The following is a 24,291-nucleotide window of genomic DNA, read 5'->3' on the forward strand; positions in this document are numbered from 1 at the left end:
GCCCGCCACGACCGGGCCGCCACCCACCCCAACACCGCGATAATCACGGAGAGTTCATCAACCATGACTCAAAGGTAAGGGCGACCACTGACAGCGGACCGGGAGCACCGCCCCGGACCCGGAACGCGGCACCCGTCCTGCGCGGCACCCCCCTCGCTCCGCCGCGCCGCCCCGCCGGAGCTGCCGCTCCGGACCACTACCCCGGCGGGCGCCACCCGGCGTACCGGGGCCCGCCGCGCCCGGACGGCGCGGCGGCGGGCCAGCCAGGGGACGAGGGCGCCCAGCGTGGCGACGGCGCACGAGATGCCGATGCCGATGGCGGCGGCGTAGAGGCGGTTGCCGACGGCGGCGCTGCCGAGGTAGCCGAGGCCGATCGAGTAGGTCGCCCACACCGTTTCGGCGATCGCGGTGCCGAGCAGATAGCGGCGCAGCGGATAGCGCAGGACACCCGAGGCGAGGGCGCCGACGATCCGGCCGCTGGGCAGGAAGCGCACACCGAGGACGAAGGGCAGGCCGTAGCACTCGATGCGCCGGGACGTCCACTCCAGGAGGACGCGGCGGCGGACGCTCCGCCGCATCCACCCGCGCGCCGGACCGCCGAAGCGGCGGGCGAGGAGATACATCAGCAGGTCACCGAGGGTGGCGCTACCGGCGACGACGATCAGGACGAAGGGGAGGAAGAGGTCGCCGTGCGCGGCGAGGACCCCGGCGGAAACCAGCAGCGCGGAGTTGGGCACCAGCGGTGGCAGGGTGGTGAGCACCAGGAGCCCGTAGAGGGCCAGCACGTCCATCCGGCGCGCCTCCTCCGATCGCCCCGGCGCGGAGCGGGCCCGCACCGGTACCTCCCAGGCTGACGCGCGGCGCGCGGGGTGGCAACGCGTGCCGGGAGAAGGGGCGCGCCGCCGCTGGATTGATACCCCCTAGGGGTATACAGTTGCGCTCGTCGGACGGTGGCGACTCCGGTCGCCCCGCCGCCCCCGGTGGCGCACGCCCCGGCGGGCCCGGCACCCGTACGACACCACGACATCCACGGACCATCGGCACCACGAGGAGATTCCCATGACCGCCGCATCGACGAACGGCTCCTGCTGCACGCCCGAAGGCTCCTGCCACTCCGGCGAAGGCGCGGCGCAGGCGGGCGAGATCACCACGACCTACAAGGTGACCGGGATGACCTGCGGGCACTGCGAAGGTGCGGTCAACTCCGAGATCTCGGAACTGGACGGCGTCGTGTCGGTGCGCGCGGAGGCCGCGACGGGTCTGGTGACCGTCGTCTCGCAGAGCGCCCTCGACGAGACCGCGGTGCGCGAGGCGGTGGACGAGGCCGGCTACGAGCTGGTGGGCCGGGCCTGAGCCTTCCCCGCGTGAGCCGGAGGGCTTTTCGTCACAGGGGCCGCTCCATGGCCCACACAGCCCACACGTTCACAAAATTCCCACAATGGGCACAACACCCATACGTCAGGGCCGCGAAATTCAGATCGCGGCCCTTGACCGTATTCGCCCTCATATGGCAAGAGACTCAGATCACAGAGTTCCGAACGTAACCATCGTGGGGGGTCGAGAGTCTAACCAGGTGAGCAGGCACCCCGGCGGGGCCTGTTCGGCAACAGCCGTGCCGGTCTTGGGGGATCGGACCGGCTACGCGTGGCCGGGGCGACGTGCCCGGGGAGCTTTGAGCGGCCCTCCCGAACGTGCGCGTCCCGGCAGATCGCGGTGCACCCTGAACGCCCGGACGGATCCCGTGGGGGGAATCCGACCCGGGACAAGGGAAGCGCCCCGCGCTCTGGACCCGTGGGGGGATCTGGAGGCGGGGCGCTTTTCGTTTCCCGTTTTTTGCTCCGTCCGCCTTCCCCGCACGGAAAGCGGACGGGCCCCCACCCGGGACGGGCGGGGGCCGTCTCCGTACCGGGCGCGGACGCCCGGACGGATCAGCGCTGCTCGACGGGCACGAAGTCGCGCTCGACGATGCCGGTGTAGATCTGCCGCGGGCGGCCGATCCGGGAACCGGGCTCCTTGATCATCTCGTGCCACTGGGCGATCCAGCCCGGGAGGCGACCGAGGGCGAAGAGGACCGTGAACATCTCGGTCGGGAAGCCCATGGCCCGGTAGATCAGACCGGTGTAGAAGTCGACGTTCGGGTAGAGCTTGCGCTCGACGAAGTAGTCGTCGGAGAGCGCGTGCTCCTCCAGCTTCAGGGCGATGTCCAGCAGCTCGTCAGACTTGCCGAGCGCCGAGAGGACGTCGTGCGCCGCCGCCTTGATGATCTTCGCCCGGGGGTCGAAGTTCTTGTAGACGCGGTGCCCGAAGCCCATGAGCTTCACGCCGTCTTCCTTGTTCTTCACCTTGCGGATGAAGGAGTCGACGTCGCCGCCGTCGCGCTGGATGCCTTCCAGCATCTCCAGCACCGACTGGTTGGCACCGCCGTGCAGGGGGCCCCAGAGCGCGTTGATACCGGCGGAGATCGAGGCGAAGAGGTTCGCCTGCGAGGAGCCGACCAGACGCACGGTGGAGGTCGAGCAGTTCTGCTCGTGGTCCGCGTGCAGGATCAGCAGCTTGTCGAGGGCGCTGACCACGACCGGGTCCAGGTCGTACTCGGCGGCAGGCACCGAGAACGTCATGCGCAGGAAGTTCTCGACGTAGCCGAGGTCGTTACGCGGGTAGACGACCGGGTGGCCGACCGACTTCTTGTACGCGTACGCCGCGATCGTCGGCAGCTTGGCCAGCAGGCGGATCGTGGAGATGTGCCGCTGCTGCTCGTCGAACGGGTTGTGGCTGTCCTGGTAGAAGGTCGACAGGGCGCTGACGACCGACGACAGCATCGCCATCGGGTGGGCATCCCGGGGGAAGCCGTCGTAGAAGCGCTTGACGTCCTCGTGCAGCAGGGTGTGGTACGTGATGTCCTGCTTGAAGTTGGACAGCTGATCGACGGTCGGCAGCTCACCGTTGATCAGCAGGTACGCGGTCTCGACGAACGTGCTGCGCTCCGCGAGCTGCTCGATCGGGTAGCCGCGGTAGCGCAGAATCCCCTGCTCACCGTCCAGATAGGTGATCGCGGATTTATACGCGGCGGTGTTGCCGTAACCGGAGTCCAGGGTCACCAGACCGGTCTGGGCGCGCAGCTTCGAGATGTCGAAGCCCTTATCGCCGACGCTGCTGCCGACGACCGGGTAGCTGTATTCGCCGTCCCCGTAACGCAGTACTACAGAGTTGTCGCTCACGTCATCCCTCACCGACGTTGTGCCTCTTCTTCGAGGTGCCCTGACTGCCTCTACCTTCCCCCATTTGGACGTGGGATGTGCACTCGGGGTCGGCAATTCGGCCTTCGGGCGGCACTGAGTGCCGTTTACCTGACCATCCTGCGCCCCTTCGACCCGATTAGGGAAGTTGAGCGACGCCCACCACTCCGGCGAGTCGGCGATCGAGCGCCGTATACCGCCGACCGGCGGACACCGTGCGTACGGCCTGCCCCAGAGCCCTCCGGGACCCCACCAGCACCACCAATCGTTTTGCCCGGGTTATCGCCGTATAGAGCAGATTCCGCTGCAACATCATCCAGGCGCCCGTGGTGACCGGAATCACCACCGCCGGGTACTCGCTCCCCTGGGAGCGGTGGATCGTCACCGCATAGGCGTGCGCCAGCTCGTCCAGCTCGTCGAAGTCGTACGGAACCTCCTCGTCCTCGTCCGTGCGCACCAGGAGCCGCTGCTCCTCGGCGTTCATATCCGTGACCACGCCGACCGTGCCGTTGAAGACGCCGTTGCGGCCCTTCTCGTAGTTGTTACGGATCTGGGTGACCTTGTCGCCCACCCGGAAGACCCGGCCGCCGAAGCGGCGCTCCGGCACGTCCGGGCGCGCCGGGGTGACCGCCTGCTGGAGCAGGGCGTTGAGCGCGCCCGCCCCGGCCGGACCGCGGTGCATCGGGGCGAGCACCTGGACGTCCCGCCGGGCGTCCAGCCCGAACGTCGCGGGGATGCGGCGGGCCGCCACGTCGACGGTCAGCCGACCGGCCTCCTCGGTGTCCTCCTCGGAGAAGAGGAAGAAGTCCGGCAGGCCCTGGGTCAGCGGCGGCTTCCCGGCGTTGACGCGGTGCGCGTTGGTCACCACGCCGGACTGCTGGGCCTGGCGGAAGATCCTGGTCAGCCGGACGCACGGGACCGGGCCGCCGTCGGCCAGGAGATCCCGCAGCACCTCCCCCGCGCCGACCGACGGCAGCTGGTCGACATCGCCCACCAGCAGCAGATGGGCGCCCGGCGGGACCGCCTTGACCAGCTTGTTGGCGAGCAGCAGATCGAGCATGGACGCCTCGTCGACCACCACCAGATCGGCCTCCAGCGGCCGGTCGGCGTCGTAGGCGGCGTCCCCGCCGGGCTTCAGCTCCAGCAGCCGGTGGACGGTCGACGCCTCCGCGCCCGTCAGCTCCGCCAGCCGCTTGGCGGCCCGGCCCGTCGGCGCGGCCAGCACCACCCGGGCCTTCTTGGCGCGGGCCAGCTCGACCACCGAGCGGACCGTGAAGGACTTGCCGCACCCCGGGCCGCCGGTGAGCACCGCCACCTTGCGGGTCAGCGCGAGGCGCACCGCGTCCCGCTGCTCCGGTGCCAGCTCGACGCCCGTACGCCGCGCCAGCCAGGCCAGCGCCCGCTCCCAGTCGACGTCGCCGAAGACGGCGAGCCGGTCCTCGGGGGTGCGCAGGAGCCGGGTCAGCCGCCCGGTGAGGGACAGCTCGGCGCGGTGGAAAGGCACCAGGTAGACGGCGGTGACGGGGTCCTCGCCGCCGCCCCGGTGGATCTTCTCGCGCACCACGCCCTCCGGGTCCGCCGCCAGCTCGGCCAGGCAGTCGATGACCAGGCCGGTGTCCACCTGGAGCAACTTCACGGAGTCGGCGAGGAGTTGTTCCTCGGGCAGGAAGCAGTGCCCCTGGTCGGCCGATTGCGACAGGGCGTGCTGGATCCCGGCCCGGACCCGCTCCGGGCTGTCGTGCGGGATGCCGACCGCCTGCGCGATGCGGTCGGCGGTGAGGAAGCCGATGCCCCAGACGTCGGCGGCCAGGCGGTAGGGCCGCTCGCGGACCATGGTGACGGCGTCGTCCGCGTACTTCTTGTAGATGCGCACGGCGAGGGAGGTGGAGACGCCGACGCCCTGGAGGAAGATCATCACTTCTTTGATCGCCTTCTGCTCCTCCCAGGCGGCGGCGATCTTCTTCATCCGCTTCGGGCCGAGCCCCGGCACCTCGATCAGCCGCGCCGGGTCCTCCTCGATGACGTCGAGCGTGGCCACGCCGAAGTGCTCGGTGATCCGGTCGGCGATGCGCGGGCCGACGCCCTTGATCAGGCCGGAGCCCAGATAGCGGCGGATGCCCTGGACCGTGGCGGGCAGGACGGTGGTGTAGTTCTCGACGGTGAACTGCTTGCCGTACTGCGGATGCGAACCCCAGCGGCCCTCCATCCGCAGGGACTCGCCGGGCTGCGCGCCCAGCAGGGCGCCGACGACCGTCAGCAGATCGCCCGCGCCGCGGCCGGTGTCGACGCGCGCGACGGTGTAACCGCTCTTCTCGTCGGCGTAGGTGATCCGCTCCAGGACCCCCTCGACCACCGAGGCGTTGACCGTGTTGCCCATGCTCCGAACGGTACCGCCGGGGTCCGACAACGCGGCCCGGCCGAGGCACCGGCGGGATCCTGACGGGCCGCCGGGAGGGCGGTGCCGGCCCTGCGCACGGGTCCGCGTCGGCCGCAACCGCCGGGCGGCGCCGGTCAACCGGTGATTGACCGGGCGATGCTTTCGGGCTATCCGTGATCCTCCGACTGTCCCTCATTTCGCCGGGGAAGCCCGCCGGAAGGAGCGCACATGCACTCCAGACGTGCCGTCCTGACCACCGCCGCCGTGGCCGCCGCCTGCGCCGCGGGCACCGTTCCCGCGACCGCCGCGGGCCCTGCCGCCGCCCGTCCCACCGCCGCCGCGCGGGAGCGGATGCGGCGCCTCATCGCCCGTATGACACCGGAGGAGAAGGCCGGTCAGCTCTTCGTCATGCGGGTCTACGGGCACTCCGCCACCGACCCCGACCAGGCCGACGTGGACGCCAACCGCAAGGAGATCGGCGTCGCCAACGCGGCCGAACTCATCGCGAAGTACCACGTCGGCGGCATCATCTACTTCAGCTGGGCGCACAACACCCGCGATCCGCACCAGATCGCGGAGCTGTCCAACGGCATCCAGCGGGCGGGCGCCGCCCAGCGGCTGCCCGTCCCGCTGCTGATCTCCACCGACCAGGAACACGGCATCGTCACCCGGATCGGCGCGCCCGCCACACTGCTGCCCGGCGCGATGGCGCTCGGCGCCGGGGGCTCACGCGCCGACGCCACGGTCGCGGCCCGGATCAGCGGCGCCGAGCTGTACGCGATGGGCCTCCGGCAGGACTTCGCCCCGGACGCCGACGTCAACGTCAACCCGGCCAACCCGATCATCGGCGTCCGGTCCTTCGGCTCCGATCCGCGGGCCGTGGCGCGGCTGGTCACCGCCCAGGTGCGCGGCTACCAGGACGCGGGCGTGGCCGCCTGCACCAAGCACTTCCCCGGGCACGGCGACACCGACGTCGACAGCCACGTCGGGCTGCCGACCATCCACCACACCGCCGAGGAGTGGGAGCGGCTGGACGAGCCGCCGTTCCGGGCCGCGGTGGCCGCCGGGATCGATGTGATCATGTCGGCGCACATCGTCGTCCCCGCCTTCGACCCCAGCGGGGACCCGGCGACCCTCTCGCGCCCGATCCTCACCGGACTGCTGCGCGAACGGCTCGGCTACGACGGCGTGGTGATCACCGACTCGCTGGGCATGCAGGGCGTCCGCGAGAAGTACGGCGACGACCGGGTGCCGGTGCTGGCGCTCAAGGCCGGTGTCGATCAGCTGCTCAACCCGCCGGACCTCGCCGTCGCGCACGCCGCCGTCGTCCGCGCCCTGCGGGACGGCGAGCTGTCCGAGGCCGACATCGACGCCAAACTGCTGCGCATCCTGCTGCTCAAGGAGCGCCGCGGGCTCTTCACCGATCCGTACACCTCACGGGCCGCGGTCGACCGGGTGGTGGGGATCCGCCGTCATCTGGAGACGGCGGACGCGCTCGCCGACCGGACGACGACGCTGCTGCGCAACACCGGCGGGGTGCTGCCGCTCTCCCGCCGCCGGGAGCACCGGCTGCTGGTCGCGGGGGTGGACACGGCCGCGCCGTCCGGGACGGGCGGGCCGCCCACCGGGGTGCTCGCCCGGGAGCTGACCGGGCTCGGCTTCGCCGCGACCGCGCTGTCCACGGGCCTGACGCCGGACCGGACGGTGATCGACGACGCGGTGGCGGTGCTCGGCGACCATGACGCGGCGGTCGTCGTGACGTACGACATCACGCCCGGTTCGGCGCAGTGCGCGCTGGTCGAGGCGCTGCTCGCCACCGGGAAGCCGGTGGTGCAGCTCGCGGTCCGCAACCCGTACGACATCGCGCAGCTCGGCGCGGTGCGGGCGGCGCTGGCGAGTTACGGGTGGACCGATGTCGAGGTGCGGGCGGCGGCCCGGGTGATCGCCGGGCGGCGGGCGCCGCGGGGGCGGCTGCCGGTGCCGGTGATGCGGGCCGACGCGCCGGACGAGGAGCTGTACCCGGTCGGCCACGGGCTGACGTACTGACGCGGCGGCACGGGGCGCGCCCCTCCCGGGTGGAGGGGCGCGCCGTAACGTTCCGTCAGCCGTGACGGGGCCGGGGTCCGGAGGTCAGGGGCGCAGCGGCGCGGTGCGGTGCAGTTCCTGGCGGTCCAGCTTCCGGTCGTAGGGAGCCTGCGCGGTGGCCTTGCCGTTGGCGTCGACGCCCGCCCACTTCAGGAGGGAGGCGGTGGCCTTGGTGCGGTCGGCGTCCTTGAGCTTGGCGATGTTGGAGCCGTGGTTGCCGCCGGGCACGGTGTAGACGTAGGAGTCCCGGGCGCCCCGGCCCAGCTCGAAGTGTTCCGAACTCCACGGGTCCCACTGGCCGTTGACGAACATCATCCGCTGCGCGTGGTGGCGCACCCAGCGGTCCACGTCCGGCATGGCGCGCCGGTCGAACTTCATGGGGATCTCCCGCGGCACGAAGGTGCGGGAGTTGTTGATACCGGGGTACTTCAGCAGGCCCTTGAGGTGCGGGTAGCCGTACGAGGGCTCACCGAGCTGGGTACCTGCCTGGTAGTAGTACGGCGTGTACGACTCCACGCCCTGGTCGGTGTAGCTCTCGAAGCCGCCGACCTCATCCAGCCACGTCCACAGCGCGTCGGTGGACACATCCGGGGAGGGCACGTCCTTGCAGGCGGTGGCGGCGGGCTGGTACTGCCAGAAGCCGAATTCCAGGTCCGTGACGAGCACTTCGTAGGCGCGGTCGACGGAGCCGAAGAGGCGGAAGGTCTTCTTCTCCTTCTCGGCCCACCGGGCGAACCGCTCGTCCATCTCGTCGCGGCGGTTGAGCGCCTCGCGGGTGATCTTGTGCAGCGCCGTGCGGCACTCCGCGGTGCCGACGGTGCGGAAGAACCGGTCGTAGGCGGAGTCCTCGTCGTTGACGACGTCGTTGGGCGCGACGTAGGCGACGGTGCCGTTCATGTCGCCGGGGTGGAAGCGGCGGTAGTACGTCGCCGTCATACCGCCCTTGCTGCCGCCGGTGGCGATCCAGTTCTTCCCGTAGATGCGGTGCAGCGCCTGGTAGATGCGGTGCTGGTCGTCGGCGCCCTGCCGAATGTCCAGCTTCTTCCAGTCGGCGGGCTGCGGCCGGGAGGGCGTGAAGTAGCGGTATTCCAGGGAGACCTGGTTGCCGTCGATGATCTGCGTCGGCTCGCTGCGGGACGGGCTGGTGCCGACGTTGTAGCCCGAGGTGTAGAAGACGGTCGGGCGGTCGACCGACTTGTGCAGCACGGTCAGCCGCTGCTCGAACGTGCCCCGGCCGGGGTGGCGGTGGTCGATCGGCTGGGTGTACGTGAGGACGAAGTAGCGGTAGCCGTCGACCGGCTTCTCCTCCACCAGGTGCATGCCGGGTATCGCGAGCAGGCGCTCCTTGATGTCCTGCGGCTGCGGCGCGGTGGTGGCCGCCGTGGCCGGGGCGGTGGTGGCGCCCGCCGTGCCGATCAGGACGGCGACCGGCACCAGCCAGCTGAACGTTCTTCGCATGATCCCTCCCCAGGGGTCGCGGAATTCGCGCCGAACCTACCCGGGGAGAACAGCCGCCCACCAGCACCGATGCGTAACGCCTGACCGGCCGGGGGTGGCGGCCCCGGCCGGTGCGCGCTCAGACCCGCGCGGCCGTCTCCTCTCCGGCGAAGGCGCGCCACAGGGCGGCGTACCGGCCGTCGCGGGCGAGGAGTTCGGCGTGGGTGCCGTCCTCGGCGACCCGGCCGCGGTCCATCACCACGACCCGGTCGGCGCGCGCCGCGGTCGTCAGACGGTGGGCGACGACGAGGGTGGTGCGGCGCCCGGAGAGCCGTTCGGTGGCCTGGTTGACGACGGCTTCGGAGGCGAGGTCGAGGGCGGCGGTGGCCTCGTCGAGCAGCAGGATGTCGGGGTCGACCAGCTCGGCGCGGGCCAGGGCCAGCAACTGGCGCTGACCTGCGGAGAGGTTACGTCCGCGCTCGGCGACCGCGTGGAGGTAGCCGCCGTCGAGGGTGGCGATCATCGCGTGGGCGCCGACCGCGCGGGCCGCGGCCTCCACCTCGGCGTCGGTGGCGTCCGGCCGCCCGTAGGCGATGGCGTCACGGACCGTACCGGGGAAGAGGTACGACTCCTGGGGGACGATGCCGAGGCGGTGGCGGTAGCCGGTGAGGTCCAGCTCCCGCAGGTCGGTGCCGTCGGCGCGGACCGCCCCGCCGGTCGGGTCGTAGAACCGGGCGACCAGCTTGACCAGGGTGGACTTCCCGGCGCCGGTCTCGCCGACGAACGCGACGGTCTGCCCGGCGGGGATCGTCAGATCGATGCCGGACAGGGCCTGTTCGGCGCCGTCGGACTCCGCGCCGTAGTGGAAGTCCACCCCCTCGAAGGTGATCTCGCCGCGCAGCTGCGGCACCGGGCGGGGGTCCGCGGCGGCGGGGGTGGTGGTCGGCTCGCGCAGCAGCTCCTGGATGCGGCCGAGCGAGACGGACGCCTGCTGGTAGCCGTCGAAGACCTGGGAGAGCTGCTGGACGGGGGCGAAGAACAGGTCGATGTAGAGGAGGTAGGCGACGAGCGCACCGGCCGTCAGGGTGCCCGCGCCGACCCGTCCGGCGCCGACGATCAGCACCAGGGCGGCGGCGACCGACGACAGCAGCTGGACGAACGGGAAGTACACGGATATCAGGAACTGGCCGCGGACCCGGGCCTGGCGGTAGGCGTGGCTGCGGTCGGCGAACCGCGCGGCGCCCATGCCCTCGCGCCGGAACGCCTGGACTATCCGCAGTCCGGCGACGCTCTCCTGGAGGTCGCCGTTGACGACGCTGATCCGCTCCCGGGCCAGCTCGTACGCCTTGACGCTCTGCTTGCGGAAGAAGTACGTGCCGAGGATCAGCGGCGGGAGGGTGGCGAAGACGACCAGGGCCAGCTGGACGTCGATGACGAGCAGGGCGACGAGGATGCCGCCGAAGGTCAGCACCGAGACGACGGCGGTGACCAGGCCGGTCTGCAGGAACGTTGACAGCGCGTCGACGTCCGTGGTCATCCGCGTCATGATCTTGCCGGTGAGTTCGCGCTCGTAGTAGTCGAGGCCGAGGCGCTGGAGCTGGGCGAAGATCTTGACGCGGAGGGAGTACAGGACCCGCTCGCCGGTGCGGCCGGTCATCCTGTTGCCGCCGATCTGCGCGACCCACTGGACGAGCACCGTCACCAGGGCGAGGAGCGCGGCCGTCCACACCCCGGCGAGCACCCCGCGGCGGACGCCTTCGTCGATGCCCTGCCGGATGAGGATCGGGACGAGGAGACCGCCGAGGGCGTCCACGGCCACCAGCCCGAGGGCGATCAGCAGCGGCCCGCGGAAGCCGCGCAGCAACTGCCGCAGACCGTACGAGCCCTCGGCCGCGGCGGCCCGCTCCTCGTCGATGTCCGGGGTGTCGGTGGCGGGCGGGAGCGCGGCGACCTGGGCGAGGAGTTCGGGGGTGGCGGCCGGTCCGGTCGGTCCTTCCGGGGCGCCGTCGGTGTCGCGGCGGACCCACAGCTCGGGGGTGGTGCCGTGCGGGCCGGGCGCGCCGTCCGGGGCGGCGGGGTCCGTGCCGCCGGGCCGTGCGCCGTTCGGGTGGGCGCCGTCGGGGTGGGCCGCGGGGAGCGGGTCGAGCAGGCCGGTCGCGGCGGATTCGCCGTCGAAGGCGCCCGCCACCTCACCGGCCGGGTCGTGCGGGACGCCGCCCAACTCGTCCGGGTCGGTCAGCAGGCTGCGGTAGAGGGGACAGCGGGCGGTGAGTTCGTCCTGGGTGCCGATGTCGACGAGGCGGCCGCCGTCGAGCACGGCGATGCGGTCGGCGAGGGCCAGGGTGGAGGCGCGGTGGGCGATGAGCAGCGTCGTGCGCCCGGCCATCACCCCGCGCAGCGCCTCGTGGATCTCGTGCTCGACCCGGGCGTCGACGGCGGACGTCGCATCGTCCAGCACCAGCAGCCGGGGGTCGGTGAGGATGGCGCGGGCCAGGGCTATCCGCTGCCGCTGCCCTCCGGAGAGCGTCAGCCCCTGCTCACCGACCTCGGTGTCGTACCCCGCGGGCAGCTCGCCGATGAAGCCGTCGGCCTGCGCGATGCGGGCGGCCGTGCGGATCTGCTCGTCGGTGGCCTCCGGGTGGCCGTACGCGATGTTGTCGCGCACCGAGTCGGAGAAGAGGAAGCTGCTCTCGGGCACCAGGCCGATGGCGGAGCGCAGCGACTCCAGGGTGAGGTCGCGGACGTCGTGGCCGCCGATCAGGACGCGGCCCGCGGTGGCGTCGTAGAAGCGGGGCAGCAGCAGCGAGACGGTGGACTTGCCGCTGCCGGACCGGCCGACGACGGCGACGGTCTCGCCCGGGGCGATGCGCAGCGAGAAGCCGTCCAGCACGGGGCGGAACGCGGGGGCGCCGGTGGCCGCGCTCCCGGCGGGCTCGGTGTCCCGTCCGGCGGCGGCCTCGCCGTAGCCGAAGGTGACGGCGTCGAACTCGACGGTGGCGGGGGCGTCGGCGGGGAGTTCGTGGGCGTCGGGGCGCTCCTCGACGACCGGGTCGGTGTCGATGAGTTCGTAGACCCGCTCGACGCCGGCCCGTGCCTGCTGGCCGACGGTGAGCACCACGGCCAGCATCCGGACCGGGCCGACGAGCTGGGCGAGGTAGGTGGAGAAGGCGACGAAGGTGCCGAGGGTGACCTCGCCGCGGGTGGCCATCCAGCCGCCGAGGGCGAGCATCGCGACCTGGCCGAGGGCCGGGACGGCCTGGAGGGCGGGGTTGTAGACGGCGTTGAGGCGCACCGTGCGCAGCCGTCCGGCGAACAGCTTGTGGCCGACGGCCCGCAGCTTGCCGGTCTCCTGCTGCTCCTGCCCGAAGCCCTTGACGACCCGGACGCCGGAGACGGCGCCGTCCACGACGCCCGCGACCGCGGCGGCCTGGCTCTGGGCGTACCAGGTGGCGGGGTAGAGGCGGGCGCGGCTGCGTTTGGCGACGAACCACAGGGCGGGGGCGACGGCCAGCGCGATGACCGTGAGCAGCGGGGAGAGCACCAGCATCACGACCAGCGAGACCAGGAAGAGCAGGACGTTCCCGATCATCATGGGGGTCATGAAGAGGAGGCTCTGGATGAGCTGGAGGTCGCTGGTGGCGCGGCCGACGACCTGTCCGGTGCTCAGCTCGTCCTGACGGCGGCCGTCGAGCCGGGCGATCGAGCCGTACATGCGGGTGCGGAGATTGTGCTGGACGTCGAGGGCGAGCCGTCCGCCGTAGTAGCGGCGGACGTAGGTGAGGGCGTAGACGACGACCGCGGCGACGACCATGAGGGTGGCCCAGGGGGCGAGCGAGCGGTCTTGGTGGACGATCACGTCGTCGATGATCAGCTTCGGGATGAGCGGGACCAGCGCCATGACCGCCATACCGCCCAGCGAGGAGCCGAGTGAGAGCAGTACATCCGTCCGGTACTGCCAGCAGTCGCGGACCAGCCTCCGCGTCCAGCTCTGTCCTGCCGTGTCCGTCCCCGCCACCCGGTGCCTCCCGCGCCTCGTCCTTGACGGAAATTGCCAACATCGCCACCGTCGGATTTCATCCCGCCGTCACACTCCGCGCGGGCGATCGGCCGGGAATCCGGGTTTTCCCGGAGACGGGGGTCGGGGTCGTCAGGGGCGATCTCCGGGATGTCCCCGATGGCGCCCGAGCCGGACTTCCGTCACGCTGAGTGACATGAGAACACAGATTCGCGTACTCGGCCCCTCCTGCCCCGCGTCCGCTCCGCCGGTGCGGTGCGGTGTCACCTCCTTCGGCCTCCTCCTCGACGTCTTCCGCTGTGTGCACGGGCGCGGCGGCGGCCCGGCCGACGGCGCGGAGGGCGCGATATCCGGCCGACCGTGACCGGGACGGCGTGCGGCGGCGGCCGGGCGCCGAGGTGCGGCCCGGCCGCCGCCGGGGGTGTCGGGGGCGGTGCGGATCAGTTCCGGGTGCCGCCGGTGCCGGTGGCTCCGTCCACCGTCAGTTCGGTGATGCCCGGGCGCTTCTTCGGCGTGCCGTCGGGGTTCGGCCGCGGATCGCCGTGGACCGTGACGCGGACGTACCGCGCCGGGGTGCGGCCCGCGTAGCCGGTGCCGGTCCAGTGGCGGCCGTCCCGCGAGACCTGCACGGCGTAGGAGACCGGCTTCGTCGCGTTCCAGTGCGGGGTGATCTGCCCGACGGTCACGGTGCGGCCGAGGTCGACGGTGAGTGTGCCGTCGGCGGCGTCGGGCACCCATGCGGTGGTGGCGTTGCCGTCCACGGCGGCGCCCGCGTACATCCCGGGCTCCTCGGACGTCGCCCTCGCGGGGGTGCAGCGGGCGGCGTTGTCCGTGGGGGTGAGGTCGGGGCGCCGGGTGGTGAGGACGACGGGCCGCCCCGCGCGGGCCGTCTCGACGCCCTGCGGGGTCTCGACCGGCAGGGGCGCGCCCGCGGTCAGCCGGACGTGGGTGCGGTGCGCGCCGATCGCCACGTCGTAGGTGCGGCCCTGCCAGCGCAGCCCGCGCAGGGTGACGCCGCGGGAGAGCTGCGGCGGCAGCATCGGGTCGAGGTGGACGGCGTTCTCCCGCAGCCGCAGGCCGGTCAGGCCGTGGGTGAAGGTCTGCAGGAAGCCGCCCTTGCCGGTGAGGAAGTCCTGCGCGGGCTGTCCGGCGAGCGGGTCCTCGGCCCCCGCCTTGTCGCCGCGCGCCTCGGAGAACTGCGCGAACGGCCCGCGGACGAAGGGCTTGATGGAGCGCAGCAGGTAGGTGTAGGCGGCGCAGCCGGGTTCGCCGAGGGCGGCGGCGTCGATGGCGTGGACGGAGTCGGTCATCGCCGGGCCGTCCGGGTCGGTGCGGGCCGCGTAGTAGTCGAGTGTGTCCGCCGCCTGCTCCGTCGTCATCGGCCATTCCAAGGGGTACATCAGCAGCACCGTGTCGGCCTGTTTGATGGTGGTGCCCCGGTACCCGGCGTACTGCGCGAAGACCTTGTGCTCCGAGTCGTAGGGGATACGCAGCTTGTCGGCGACGGTCCGCCAGGCGGCGGGGGCCGGTTCGCCGAGGACGGCGGCGACGCGCAGGGCGTGCCGCAGCGCGGTGGCGGCGCCCGCGTTGGTGAAGACACCGTCGTCGACGCCGTTGCTGTACTCGTCGGGCCCGGCGACGTTCTTGACGGAGTAGCTGCCGTCCGCGTTACGGGTGACGCGCGAGGCCCAGAACTCCGCGATGCCCTTGAGCACCGGCCAGCCGCGCGAGCGCAGCCAGGCGGTGTCCTTGGTGGCGAGGTAGTACTGCCAGGTGGCGAGGGAGATGTCGCCCATGAGGTGGTTCTGGGTGCGGCAGTGCGGCGGGTCCCAGCTGTGGCATTCGGTCCACAGGTCGCCCTTGCCGCCGCTGGTCCAGGAGTAGAACAGCCCGTCGTAGCCGAGCTTGCGGGCGTTGGCGCGGGCGCCCGCGCGGGTCCGGTAGCGGTAGTCGACGATCGACCGGGCGAGCGCGGGATGGCTCGCCAGCAGGCCCGGGTACATCCAGGTCTCGGCGTCCCAGAAGATCTCGCCCGCATAGTTGTCGCTGGTCAGGCCGGTGGGGCCGATGCTGTTGCGGTTCCCGGCGCGGGTGGCGGAGAGCAGTCCGTACTGCGCCGAGCGGATCCAGGACTGCAACTCGGGCCGCCCGGCGACCTCGATGTCGCTGCGCCACAGGGAGCGCCAGGCGGCGGTGTGCCGGGCGAAGAGCGACGGCCAGCCGCGCCCGGCGGCGCGCAGCGAGGCGGTGCGGGCGGCGGCGCGGGGCGAGCGGGAGGTCAGGGCGGTGTCGACGCCGAGATATTTGGTCAGTTCGTAGCCGTGGCCGCTGCGGACGGGGAAGGTGACGTGCTGCCGGTTGGTCAGCCCGGAGGCGCGGGCGGGCCGCCGTTCCGGGCGGGCGTGGATCCCCGGTCCGGGGCGCAGCGTGGAGGCGACGGCGCCGTCGGTGTCCGTGCCGTCGGTGCGGAAGGCGACGTCCATGGTGCCGTCGGCGGAGGCGGTCCCGGTGGCCTTCATCCGGCGGGCGCCGCGCCCGTCGAGCACATCGGTGACGGTCGCGGCGCCGCTCCAGTGCGGTGTCATCCGCAGGCGTACGGCGCCGACGTGGGCGTCGGTCCGGTCGGCGAGGACGTCGTAGACGAGGTCGGTGGCGCAGCCGTCGGCGGTGGTCCAGGTCAAGGAGGTGCGGACGAAGCCGCAGCGCAGGTCGAGGGTCTGGCGGTAGTGGGAGATACGGGCGGCGGGGGTGGCGGAGGAGTAGGTCTCGGCGCCCGGTCCGCCGGTGGTCACGTCGAGCGTGGTCCAGGTGGGGATCGCCGCGACGGCCTGCCGTCCCTCGACGTTCGCGGGGCCCTTGGCGTAGAGCCCGGAGACGAACGAGCCGTCGTAGGCCGGGGTCTTCAGCGGCCAGCCGGTGGCGCCGCCGGGGGCGGCATATCCGGTGCCGTTGGGCGGGACGCGTTGGCCGAGGTAGCCGTTGCCGACATAGGCGTGGTGGCTGTCCTCGGGGTCGATACGGGTCGAACTCGCGGTCCAGCCGGGGCCGTTGCCACACGGTCCGCCCCGGGCGGGGCCGGGGGCCGAGGCGGCGCCGGGGGTGGTGGCGAGGGGCGGCGCCGCGGCCGAGGCGGGGGCCGCGCCCGCGAGGAGGGCCACCGCGACGAGGGGGGCGAGCAGCTTGCGGGGGCGGGCGGCCGGGCGGGCCGTCCGGGGGCGCTCGGGAGATGGTGGATACGCCGGATGCCGTGCCGTCTGATTCATCGCTCTCCGTCGTCCGTGTGCGGCCCGGATCCGCAACTGCCCGGCGCGGGCCGCTTCCTGGGGGAAATCGCGGCGTCCTTGCGACGTCAGGGGTGACCTTAAGCACGTCGCGCCGTCGAGCGCACCGAAATCGGGCATTTGACAGGGGGCCGATTGGTCAAGCGGCGATCGATGCGGCAAACTTTTAGACTGACCAGTCAGATCAAAGGAGGGGCAGTGGACACCACCCGTCAAGGGGCGGCGGTCATCGCCAAGGGGATCGGCGTCAAAGGACCGCGCGGATGGGCCTTCAGAGGTGTCGACATCTCCGCGGAGCCGGGCGCACTGATCGCGCTGCAGGGCCCCTCGGGCTCCGGCCGTACCTGCCTCCTGCTCGCCCTCACCGGCCGGATGCGGCTCGCCGAGGGCCAGGCCACGGTCGCGGGCTTCCCGCTGCCGAAGCGGATGGGCGCGGTGCGCGGCCGGACGGCGGTCGCCCACGTACCGGGCATCGCCGACCTGGAACCGGCCCTCACCGTCGGCGAACACCTCAAGGAGCAGGCCCTGTTGGTGCGTCGGCTGAAGGGCTCCCCGCTCGGCGGGCTCTCCTTCGGCCGCCGTCACCGGGAGGAGCGCCGGGCCCGGATCGAGGCCGCGCTGGCGGCCGTCGGCCTGGACCCCGAGACCCTGCCGAAGGGACTGAACACCACCGTCCGCGACCTCGAACGCCTGGAGGCGCTGCGGCTCTCCCTGGCGCTCGGCATGCTGCACGCCCCGCATCTGCTCGCCGTCGACGACGTCGACCTCAAGCTCTCCGCGGAGGAACGGGAACAGATCTGGGGGCTGTTGCGCGAGCTGTCGGCGGCGGGCACCACCGTCGTGGCGGTCGCCGGCGACGCCCCCGAGGACGCACTGATCGTCCGTACGGACTCCGGTGCCGCGGCCGCGCCGCGCACCACCACCGATGCCACGACCACCGCCGGTCCGCAGGGCCCGGCCGACACCGACGAGGAGGAAACAGCGCATGCGTTCGCCGAAACTGGCCGCGCTTGAGCTGAGGCGTTTCGGCCGGGGCAAGCTCCCCCGGCTCGGCATCATCGCCCTCACGCTGATCCCCCTGCTCTACGGAGCGCTCTACCTCTGTTCCTTCTGGGACCCCTACAGCCGCCTGGACAAGATCCCGGTCGCCCTCGTCAACGACGACAAGGGCGCCACGGCCGACGGCAAGCACCTCGACGCGGGCTCCCAGCTCGTCAAGAGCGTCCGCGACAGCGACACCTTCGACTGGCAGGAAGTCGGCTCCGGTGAGGCGTCGAAGGGCCTGGAGGACGGCAGGTACTACCTGTCGCTGACCATCCCCTCGAACTTCAGCGAGCGCATCGCGTCCAGCGGCGGCGACTCCCCGCAGACCGGCGCGCTCCAGGTCCGTACGAACGACGCCAACAACTACATCGTCGGCTCGATCTCCAAGACGGTGTTCTCGGAGATCCGGGCGAAGACGTCGGCGAAGTCGTCGCGGCAGTTCCTCGACAAGATCTTCGTCTCCTTCTCCGACCTCCACGACCAGACGCAGAAGGCCGCCGACGGCGCCGGAAAGCTGGACGACGGTCTGCACGACGCCAAGGAGGGCGCGGGCAAGCTCGCCGACGGGCTCGGCACCGCCGAGGAGAGCACCGGCAAGCTGTCCGGCGGCCTCGGCCAGCTCGACCAGGGCGCGGGCAAGGTCAGCGACGGTGCGGACACCCTGCACGACAAGGCCGGTCAGCTCGGCAAGGGCGCCTCGGACCTGCACTCCGGCATCGGCCAGGCGCAGGCCAAGGCCAAGGAGCTGAGCGAGGGCGCCGGGCAGGTCGCCGACGGCACCCAGCAGCTCGCCACGAAGCTCAACGGGCTCGCCAAGAAGGACCTCCCCTACCTCAAGAAGCACAGCGAGGAGATCGCCAGGGGGGCGCAGTTCGTCGCCGACCTCACCGAGACCCTCGACCACGCCCTGGGGCGGCTGCCGAACACCTCCGAGACCAGCGTGTCCGATGCGCAGGAGGCGGCCGACAGGACGGCAGCGGCCTACCGCAAGCAGTGCACGGCCGGTGCCTCCGGCGTCGCCTGCCCGGACCTCAAGGAGGCCGTCGCCAAGGCCGACGACACGGTGAAGTCGACGAAGGACGTCAAGGGCGACATCTTCCGGCTCGACATCGACGCCCAGCGCGCCAAGCTCCGCGAGATCCACGAGGGCGCGGTGATGGTCGCCGAGCAGGTGCCCGAGCTGACCGCGCACGCCGACGACCAGCTCGCGCAGGTCGCCCAGTTGAACGCCGGGGCGCACAAGGTGGCCGACGGTGCCGACCGGTTCGCCACCGGGCTGGGCGCGCTCTCCGACGGCAGCGGGAAGCTGGCCGACGGCAGCGGCAAGCTGGCCGACGGCGCGGGTGACCTCGCCGACGGCGCGGGCCAGGTCCACAACGGCATCGGTGAGGCCAAGAACGGCACCGACCAGCTGGCGGGTGGCCTGGGCAAGCTCAAGGACGGCGCGATCTCGCTCAACGGCGGGCTCTACAAGCTGAAGGACGGCTCCAACCAGCTGGCCAGCGGCCTGAACAGCGGCGTCGCCAAGATCCCGGACTACGACAAGAGCGCGCGCGACGCGCGGACCGAGGTCATGGCCGACCCGGTCGAGCTGGCCGCCAAGTCGATGCACAAGGCGCCCAACTACGGCACGGGCCTCGCCCCGTACTTCATCCCGCTGTCCCTGTGGGTCGGCGCGATGGTCGCCTTCATGCTGCTCCAGCCGCTGGGCAAGCGGGCGCTCGCCGCCGGTGCGCCGGGCTGGCGGATAGCCCTCGGCTCCTGGCTCCCGGCCTTCGCCATCGGCGTGGTCCAGGTGCTGGCGCTGATGGCCGTGCTCCACTGGGGCCTCGGTCTGGAGATGGCCCGGGCGAGCGCCACGATCGGTTACCTGCTGCTGGCGACGGCGTGCTTCACCGCCCTGATCCAGCTGCTGAGCGCGGTCTTCGGACCGGCGGGACGGGTGCTCACCCTGGTCATCCTGATGCTCCAGCTGACCTCGGCGGGCGGCACCTACCCGGTGCAGACCAGCCCCGGTTTCTTCGCGGCGATCCACCCGTTCCTGCCGATGAGCTACGTCGTCGACGGTCTGCGTCGTCTGATCACCGGCGGCGACCTCTCGATCGTCACGCAGGGCAGCATCGTGCTGGCAGTCTTCACCGTCGCCTCACTGGCGCTGACCGCGCTGACCGCGCGGGGCCGGCAGGTCGTCCGGATGAAGGACCTCCACCCGGAACTCAGCCTGTGACCACCCCGTCCACGAGCCGTAGGGGCGGTGCCGTCAGCGGCACCGCCCCCGCGGCGGGTTCCCGGGCCGCCCGGCGGGAGAGCACCCGCCGCAAGCTCTTCGAAGCCGCCGTCACGCTCATCGCCGAGCAGGGTTTCTCCGCCACCACGGTGGACGAGATCGCCGAGCGTGCCGGTGTCGCGAAGGGCACCGTCTACTACAACTTCACCAGCAAGAACGTCCTCTTCGAGGAGTTGCTGCGGGACGGCATCGAGCTGCTCGCCGCCTCCCTGCGCCGGGCCGCCGACGAGGTGACGGCGCGCGGCGGCACCCATATCGACGCCGTGGACGCGATGATCCGCGCCGGGCTGGAGTTCATCGCCGGTGCCCCCTCGCTCACCCAGCTGTACGTCGCCGAGCTGTGGCGCACCAACCGCAGCTGGCGCGCCACCCTGCGGTCGGTGCGCGGCCGCGCGATGGCCGTCGTCGAGTCCGTGCTGCGGGACGCGGTCGACGCCGGTGAGCTGAGCGAGGAGATCGACGTCCCGCTCACCTCGTCCGCCCTGATAGGCATGGTCCTGGTGGCCGCCCTCGACTGGCAGTCCTTCCAGCCCCACCGCACGGTCGACGACGTCCACGCCTCGCTGTCCCGGCTGCTCCAGGGCCGCATCGGCGGCACGGCCACCCCGCCCCCGGCCGCGACTCCCCCGGCCGCCGCGCCCCGCGCACCCCGCCCGGCCCGCCGGTCGCGGTCACCGCGTACCACCGGGCACACCGCCTCGGCGTAGCCACGGGGGCGCGGCCCAGGGCGCAGGGAAGCGGGCGGCGACCCCCCAACGGTCGCCGCCCGCAGGCTCCGGTGCCGCCGCGTCAGCCGCGGGAGGCCGCGATCTGCCGGGCCATGATCGTGGTGAGTTCGTACGCCGTGTGGGAGGCGGCCACCGACGTGATCTCCGCATGGTCGTAGGCCGGGGCGACCTCGACCAGATCGGCGGAGACGAGGTGGCAGGAGGCCAGACCCCGCAGGATCTCCAGGAGTTCGCGGCTGGTGAGCCCCCCGGCCTCGGGCGTGCCGGTGCCCGGGGCGTGCGCCGGGTCCAGGACGTCGATGTCGATGGAGATGTAGAGCGGGCGGTCGCCGATGCGCTGGCGGAGCTGGTCGGCGATCTCGTCGACGCCGCGCCGCATCACATCGGCGGAGGTGACGATGCCGAAGCCCATCTTCTCGTCGTCGGTGAGGTCCTGCTTGCCGTAGAGCGGGCCGCGGGTGCCGACGTGGGAGAGGGCGGAGGTGTCGAGGATGCCCTCCTCGACGGCGCGGCGGAACGGCGTGCCGTGGGTGTACTCGGCGCCGAAGTAGGTGTCCCAGGTGTCGAGGTGCGCGTCGAAGTGGAGCAGCGCGACCGGGCCGTGCTTCTTCGCTACGGAGCGGAGCAGCGGCAGCGCGATGGTGTGGTCACCGCCGAGCGTCATCATGCGGGCGCCGGTGGCGAGCAGATCGTCCGCCGCGCCCTCGATCGTCTCGACCGCCTCGTTGATGTTGAACGGGTTGGCGGCGATGTCACCGGCGTCCGCGACCTGCGCCAGCGCGAAGGGGGACGCGTCCTGCGCCGGGTTGTACGGGCGCAGCAGCCGCGACGCCTCCCGGATCGCGTTGCCGCCGAACCGGGCGCCGGGCCGGTACGAGACGCCGGTGTCGAAGGGCACACCGACCACCGCGACATCGGCGGCGGGGACCTGGTCGAGGCGGGGCAGACGGGCGAAGGTCGCGGGCCCGGCGTAGCGCGGGACGCGGGAGGAGTCGGTGGGGCCGACGGGGCCGGACGGGGCGGCGGATGCGGTGGTCATGAGGGTGAGGGTAGGGAGCGCCGCGCCCCCTGGGGATGGACATTTACGTGAGTCGACCGGAGGGCGTTCGACGGAACGGCCAGCCGGAGGGCCACGGGCGGCGCGGACCGGACGGGCCGGAACCACGGGCGGCGCGGGCGCCTCGGAATGCCCGCCCCCGGGACGGCCGCCCCGGACGACGCGCCCCACGAGGCAGCCGCACCGGGCCCCCGGCCCTGCCCGGACAGCCTGCGCACCCCGCACCCACCTCCCCCTCTCCCCCCAGAATCCAGAAACCTCCCGCTTTACACTTTTCCACTCCCCTGTTAAATTCGTAGCCATGGCAAAGGTTCCCTCCTCCCAGCTCGTGCTGCACGCCGCCTACCGCTGCTTCTGTCGCAACGGGTACCGGCGCACCACGGTCTCCGACATCGTCGAAGAGGCGCAGATGTCGCGCCCGACGGTCTACAAGTACGTCGGGAGCAAGGAGGAGGCGATCGTCAAGGTCGTCCGGGCCGCGCTGGAGCAGGCGGCCGCCGGGGCGCGGGAGGCGGCAGCGGCCGCGGGAACGCCCGAGGAGAAGGTGCTCGGCGTGCTGACCGCGAAGCTGGAGGTCGCCATCCGGCTCTGGCACGACAGCCCGGCGCACGCCCAGGAACTCCTGACCGCCGCCACCGCCCAGGCTCCCGACCTGGTCACCGACTACACCGACGGGCTGGCCGAGTTGCTGGCGGCGGCGCTGGCCGAGGTCGTCCCGGACGCCGCGCGGCAGGCGGCCGCCGTGCTGCTCACCTTCACCCGGGGGCTGGAGGACGATCTGCGCGACCCCGACGCCGTCCGCCGTGAACTGCGCACCGGCGTACGGCTGATCACCCGCGGGGCGCTCGACGGCCCCGCCCCCTCCCCGGCCTGAGCACCGCCAGGCCACCGGCGAAAGGCACCCTCATGAGCCACCCCCTCCCCGCCTCCTACCGCGACCAGCGGGCCTGGCGCGACCTCCAGCAGTTCCTGCCCGAGCGGCTGCGGCTGACCGACGCGACCGCGCCCGAGGAGGAGTTCTGGGACTGGCGCGGGCACCGCGTCCACCTCGACCGCTACCGCGACCCCGCCGCGAAGGCGAAGGTCGTCCTGCACCACGGGGTGGGCACCAACGGCCGTCAGATGTCGCTGATCCTGGGCGCCCCGCTCGCCGCCCGCGGCTTCGAGACCGTCGCCCTGGACAACCTCGGCTACGGCCTCACCCGGGTCCGGCCCGGGACCACACCGTCGTACGACGACTGGGTCGATCTCGTCGTGGACTTCCTCGCCTTCGAGCAGTCCCGGGACGACCGGCCGATCGTGCTGTACGGGCTGAGCGCGGGCGGCATGCTCACGTACCACGTCGCCGCGAAGGCGCCCCGCGGCACGCTGCGCGGCATCGTCGGGATGACCTTCCTCGACCAGCGTGACCGGCGGGTCCGCGCGCAGACCTCGCACGACCCGCTGACCGCACGCGTCGGCGCCCCGCTCATGGGCCTGCTCGCGAAGACCCCGGCGGCCGCGGTGCGGTACCCGATGAGCCTGGCCGGGAAGATGTCGGCGCTGGCCAACGACCGGGCGGCGATGAAGGTCTTCATGAAGGACCGCACCTCGGCCGCGAACCGGGTCGGCGTCCGCTTCCTCGACCGCTACCTCCACTACGCCCCCGCCGTCGAGCCGGAGGAGTTCGACGCCTGCCCGGTGCTGCTGACCCAGCCCGCCGAGGACCGCTGGAGCCCGCTCCACCTGAGCACGCCGCTGCTGTCCCGCATCACACGGGTCCCGGTGGACACCGTCCTGCTCGACGGCGCCGGTCACTACCCGCTCGAAGAGCCGGGGCTGACGCAGATGCAGGACGCCATCGCGGACTTCGTCACGGAGCACACCGCCTGACGCCCCGGAGCCCGGAACCCCGGACTCCCGGCCCGTGACGGCCGCGGCGGGCACAATGGCGCCATGCCGATACCCACCGTGGACGCCGTCCCCACCCGCGCCGAACTCGTCGACCATCTCGTACGGACCCGGATCGCCGGTGACGTCGCCACGCCCCGGGAGAACAACCTCTCCCACTACCGCCGCCTCGCCAACGGTGACCGCCACTACTGGTTCGGGCTGGAGCTGGGCGACCGGTGGACGGACGAGCAGGACGTGCTGGCCGTGATGGCGGAGCGGTGCGGGGTGAACGACGATCCGCACCACCGCAGCGGGCAGGACACCATCGACCCCGAGCTGACGGTGGACGCGCTGGACCGGGCGGCGGCGGTGCTGCACAAGGCGGCCACCGGGCGGCAGCGGGTGCTGTTCGCCACCGGGCACCCGGGCGGACTGCTGGACGTCCACCGGGCCACCGCGGAGGCGCTGCGGGCCCACGGCTGCGAGATCGTCGTGGTGCCGGACGGGCTCCGGGCCGACGACGGCATGGTGTTCCAGTTCGGCGAGGTGGCGATGTTGGAGCGCGGGGCGACGCTCTGGCACACCCACTCCCCCGCGCCGATGGCCGCGGCCTTGGACGGGCTGGAGCGGGCCGGTCGCCCGCTGCCCGACCTGGTGATGGCCGACCACGGCTGGGCCGGGTGCGCCGCACAGCGCGGCATCGACGCGGTGGGCTTCGCCGACTGCAACGACCCGGCGCTCTTCCTCGCCGAGGCCGAGGGCACGCTGCGGGTCACCGTCCCGCTGGACGACCATGTGCGCAGCCCGCGCCACTACGACCCGCTGACCGCCTACCTCCTCAACGCCGCCGGACTGCTCTGAACGGCACCGGG

At 72.4% G+C, this 24,291-nt stretch carries 16 protein-coding genes; 9 read left to right on the forward strand and 7 right to left on the reverse strand.

Annotated elements, in window-relative coordinates; all coding sequences use genetic code 11:
- Positions 1-68: 68 nt before the first annotated feature.
- Positions 69-791 (reverse strand): DedA family protein, encoded by a 723-nt coding sequence (locus IF23_RS0113150; RefSeq protein ID WP_078653949.1) that lies wholly within the window; start codon positions 789-791, stop codon positions 69-71.
- Between the two features lie 268 nt (positions 792-1,059).
- On the opposite strand from IF23_RS0113150, the gene IF23_RS0113155 reads away from it, so the two are divergent.
- Positions 1,060-1,353 (forward strand): heavy-metal-associated domain-containing protein, encoded by a 294-nt coding sequence (locus IF23_RS0113155; protein WP_030283167.1) that lies wholly within the window; start codon positions 1,060-1,062, stop codon positions 1,351-1,353.
- 575 nt (positions 1,354-1,928) lie between these two features.
- Here the strand turns inward: IF23_RS0113155 and IF23_RS0113160 are convergent.
- Both IF23_RS0113160 and recD2 read right to left on the reverse strand, forming a co-directional pair.
- The gene (locus IF23_RS0113160; protein WP_030283168.1) at positions 1,929-3,218 is read right to left on the reverse strand and encodes a citrate synthase; all 1,290 of its coding nucleotides are present in this window, start codon (positions 3,216-3,218) and stop codon (positions 1,929-1,931) included.
- Positions 3,219-3,375: 157 nt separating this feature from the next.
- Positions 3,376-5,613, reverse strand: a complete 2,238-nt coding sequence (gene recD2 / locus IF23_RS0113165) for an SF1B family DNA helicase RecD2 (RefSeq protein ID WP_030283169.1) — start codon at positions 5,611-5,613, stop codon at positions 3,376-3,378.
- 228 nt (positions 5,614-5,841) lie between these two features.
- On the opposite strand from recD2, the gene IF23_RS0113170 reads away from it, so the two are divergent.
- Positions 5,842-7,659, forward strand: a complete 1,818-nt coding sequence (locus tag IF23_RS0113170) for a glycoside hydrolase family 3 protein (protein ID WP_030283170.1) — start codon at positions 5,842-5,844, stop codon at positions 7,657-7,659.
- Between the two features lie 84 nt (positions 7,660-7,743).
- Here IF23_RS0113170 and IF23_RS0113175 read toward each other — a convergent pair whose 3' ends face one another.
- Entirely contained in the window at positions 7,744-9,156 is a 1,413-nt protein-coding gene (locus tag IF23_RS0113175; protein ID WP_030283171.1) for a S28 family serine protease, read from the reverse strand.
- Between the two features lie 118 nt (positions 9,157-9,274).
- Entirely contained in the window at positions 9,275-13,150 is a 3,876-nt protein-coding gene (locus IF23_RS0113180; RefSeq protein WP_030283173.1) for an ABC transporter ATP-binding protein, read from the reverse strand.
- A 196-nt stretch (positions 13,151-13,346) separates the two neighbouring features.
- Here IF23_RS0113180 and IF23_RS34020 point away from each other — a divergent pair, with 196 nt between their 5' ends.
- Positions 13,347-13,514 (forward strand): hypothetical protein, encoded by a 168-nt coding sequence (locus IF23_RS34020; protein ID WP_157848010.1) that lies wholly within the window; start codon positions 13,347-13,349, stop codon positions 13,512-13,514.
- Positions 13,515-13,590: 76 nt separating this feature from the next.
- Here IF23_RS34020 and IF23_RS0113185 read toward each other — a convergent pair whose 3' ends face one another.
- The gene (locus IF23_RS0113185) at positions 13,591-16,413 is read right to left on the reverse strand and encodes a discoidin domain-containing protein (protein WP_051739549.1); all 2,823 of its coding nucleotides are present in this window, start codon (positions 16,411-16,413) and stop codon (positions 13,591-13,593) included.
- 216 nt (positions 16,414-16,629) lie between these two features.
- Between IF23_RS0113185 and IF23_RS0113190 the strand changes: the two genes are divergently transcribed.
- Genes IF23_RS0113190 through IF23_RS0113200 form a run of 3 tightly spaced genes read left to right on the forward strand, consistent with a single transcriptional unit; the run spans position 16,630 to position 20,469 of the window.
- Entirely contained in the window at positions 16,630-17,445 is an 816-nt protein-coding gene (locus IF23_RS0113190; RefSeq protein ID WP_030283176.1) for an ATP-binding cassette domain-containing protein, read from the forward strand.
- Positions 17,417-19,702 carry a YhgE/Pip domain-containing protein gene (locus IF23_RS0113195; protein WP_030283178.1) on the forward strand — a complete coding sequence of 762 codons (2,286 nt, stop codon included), beginning with the start codon at positions 17,417-17,419 and terminating at the stop codon, positions 19,700-19,702. Before IF23_RS0113190 ends, IF23_RS0113195 begins: the two co-directional genes overlap by 29 nt.
- Complete coding sequence (locus IF23_RS0113200) at positions 19,699-20,469, forward strand: TetR/AcrR family transcriptional regulator (RefSeq protein WP_078653951.1); 771 nt, start codon at positions 19,699-19,701, stop codon at positions 20,467-20,469. The genes IF23_RS0113195 and IF23_RS0113200 overlap by 4 nt, the downstream gene beginning before the upstream one ends.
- 82 nt (positions 20,470-20,551) lie before the next feature.
- Here IF23_RS0113200 and speB read toward each other — a convergent pair whose 3' ends face one another.
- Positions 20,552-21,529, reverse strand: a complete 978-nt coding sequence (gene speB / locus IF23_RS0113205) for an agmatinase (RefSeq protein WP_030283182.1) — start codon at positions 21,527-21,529, stop codon at positions 20,552-20,554.
- 319 nt (positions 21,530-21,848) lie between these two features.
- On the opposite strand from speB, the gene IF23_RS34415 reads away from it, so the two are divergent.
- From IF23_RS34415 to IF23_RS0113220, 3 genes are all read left to right on the forward strand, one after another.
- On the forward strand, positions 21,849-22,421 hold the full coding sequence (locus IF23_RS34415) for a TetR/AcrR family transcriptional regulator (protein ID WP_169750001.1): 573 nt from the start codon (positions 21,849-21,851) through the stop codon (positions 22,419-22,421).
- 32 nt (positions 22,422-22,453) lie between these two features.
- Entirely contained in the window at positions 22,454-23,419 is a 966-nt protein-coding gene (locus tag IF23_RS0113215; protein WP_030283186.1) for an alpha/beta hydrolase, read from the forward strand.
- A 63-nt stretch (positions 23,420-23,482) separates the two neighbouring features.
- A complete protein-coding gene (locus tag IF23_RS0113220) occupies positions 23,483-24,280 on the forward strand; it encodes a phosphatase (RefSeq protein ID WP_030283189.1) in 798 nt (265 codons plus the stop codon).
- Positions 24,281-24,291 lie beyond the last annotated feature (11 nt).

It is taken from the genome of Streptomyces catenulae, from assembly GCF_000718015.1.
GTDB lineage: Bacteria > Actinomycetota > Actinomycetes > Streptomycetales > Streptomycetaceae > Streptomyces > Streptomyces catenulae.

Bases quoted from the DNA above. Each gene is read 5' to 3' on its own strand.
- IF23_RS0113150 (WP_078653949.1), bottom strand. From the start codon at position 791: ATGGACGTGCTGGCCCTCTACGGGCTCCTGGTGCTCACCACCCTGCCA.
- IF23_RS0113155 (WP_030283167.1), top strand. From the start codon at position 1,060: ATGACCGCCGCATCGACGAACGGCTCCTGCTGCACGCCCGAAGGCTCC.
- recD2 (WP_030283169.1), bottom strand. From the start codon at position 5,613: ATGGGCAACACGGTCAACGCCTCGGTGGTCGAGGGGGTCCTGGAGCGG.
- IF23_RS0113170 (WP_030283170.1), top strand. From the start codon at position 5,842: ATGCACTCCAGACGTGCCGTCCTGACCACCGCCGCCGTGGCCGCCGCC.
- IF23_RS0113175 (WP_030283171.1), bottom strand. From the start codon at position 9,156: ATGCGAAGAACGTTCAGCTGGCTGGTGCCGGTCGCCGTCCTGATCGGC.
- IF23_RS34020 (WP_157848010.1), top strand. From the start codon at position 13,347: ATGAGAACACAGATTCGCGTACTCGGCCCCTCCTGCCCCGCGTCCGCT.
- IF23_RS0113185 (WP_051739549.1), bottom strand. From the start codon at position 16,413: ATGAATCAGACGGCACGGCATCCGGCGTATCCACCATCTCCCGAGCGC.
- IF23_RS0113195 (WP_030283178.1), top strand. From the start codon at position 17,417: ATGCGTTCGCCGAAACTGGCCGCGCTTGAGCTGAGGCGTTTCGGCCGG.
- speB (WP_030283182.1), bottom strand. From the start codon at position 21,529: ATGACCACCGCATCCGCCGCCCCGTCCGGCCCCGTCGGCCCCACCGAC.
- IF23_RS34415 (WP_169750001.1), top strand. From the start codon at position 21,849: ATGGCAAAGGTTCCCTCCTCCCAGCTCGTGCTGCACGCCGCCTACCGC.
- IF23_RS0113215 (WP_030283186.1), top strand. From the start codon at position 22,454: ATGAGCCACCCCCTCCCCGCCTCCTACCGCGACCAGCGGGCCTGGCGC.
- IF23_RS0113220 (WP_030283189.1), top strand. From the start codon at position 23,483: ATGCCGATACCCACCGTGGACGCCGTCCCCACCCGCGCCGAACTCGTC.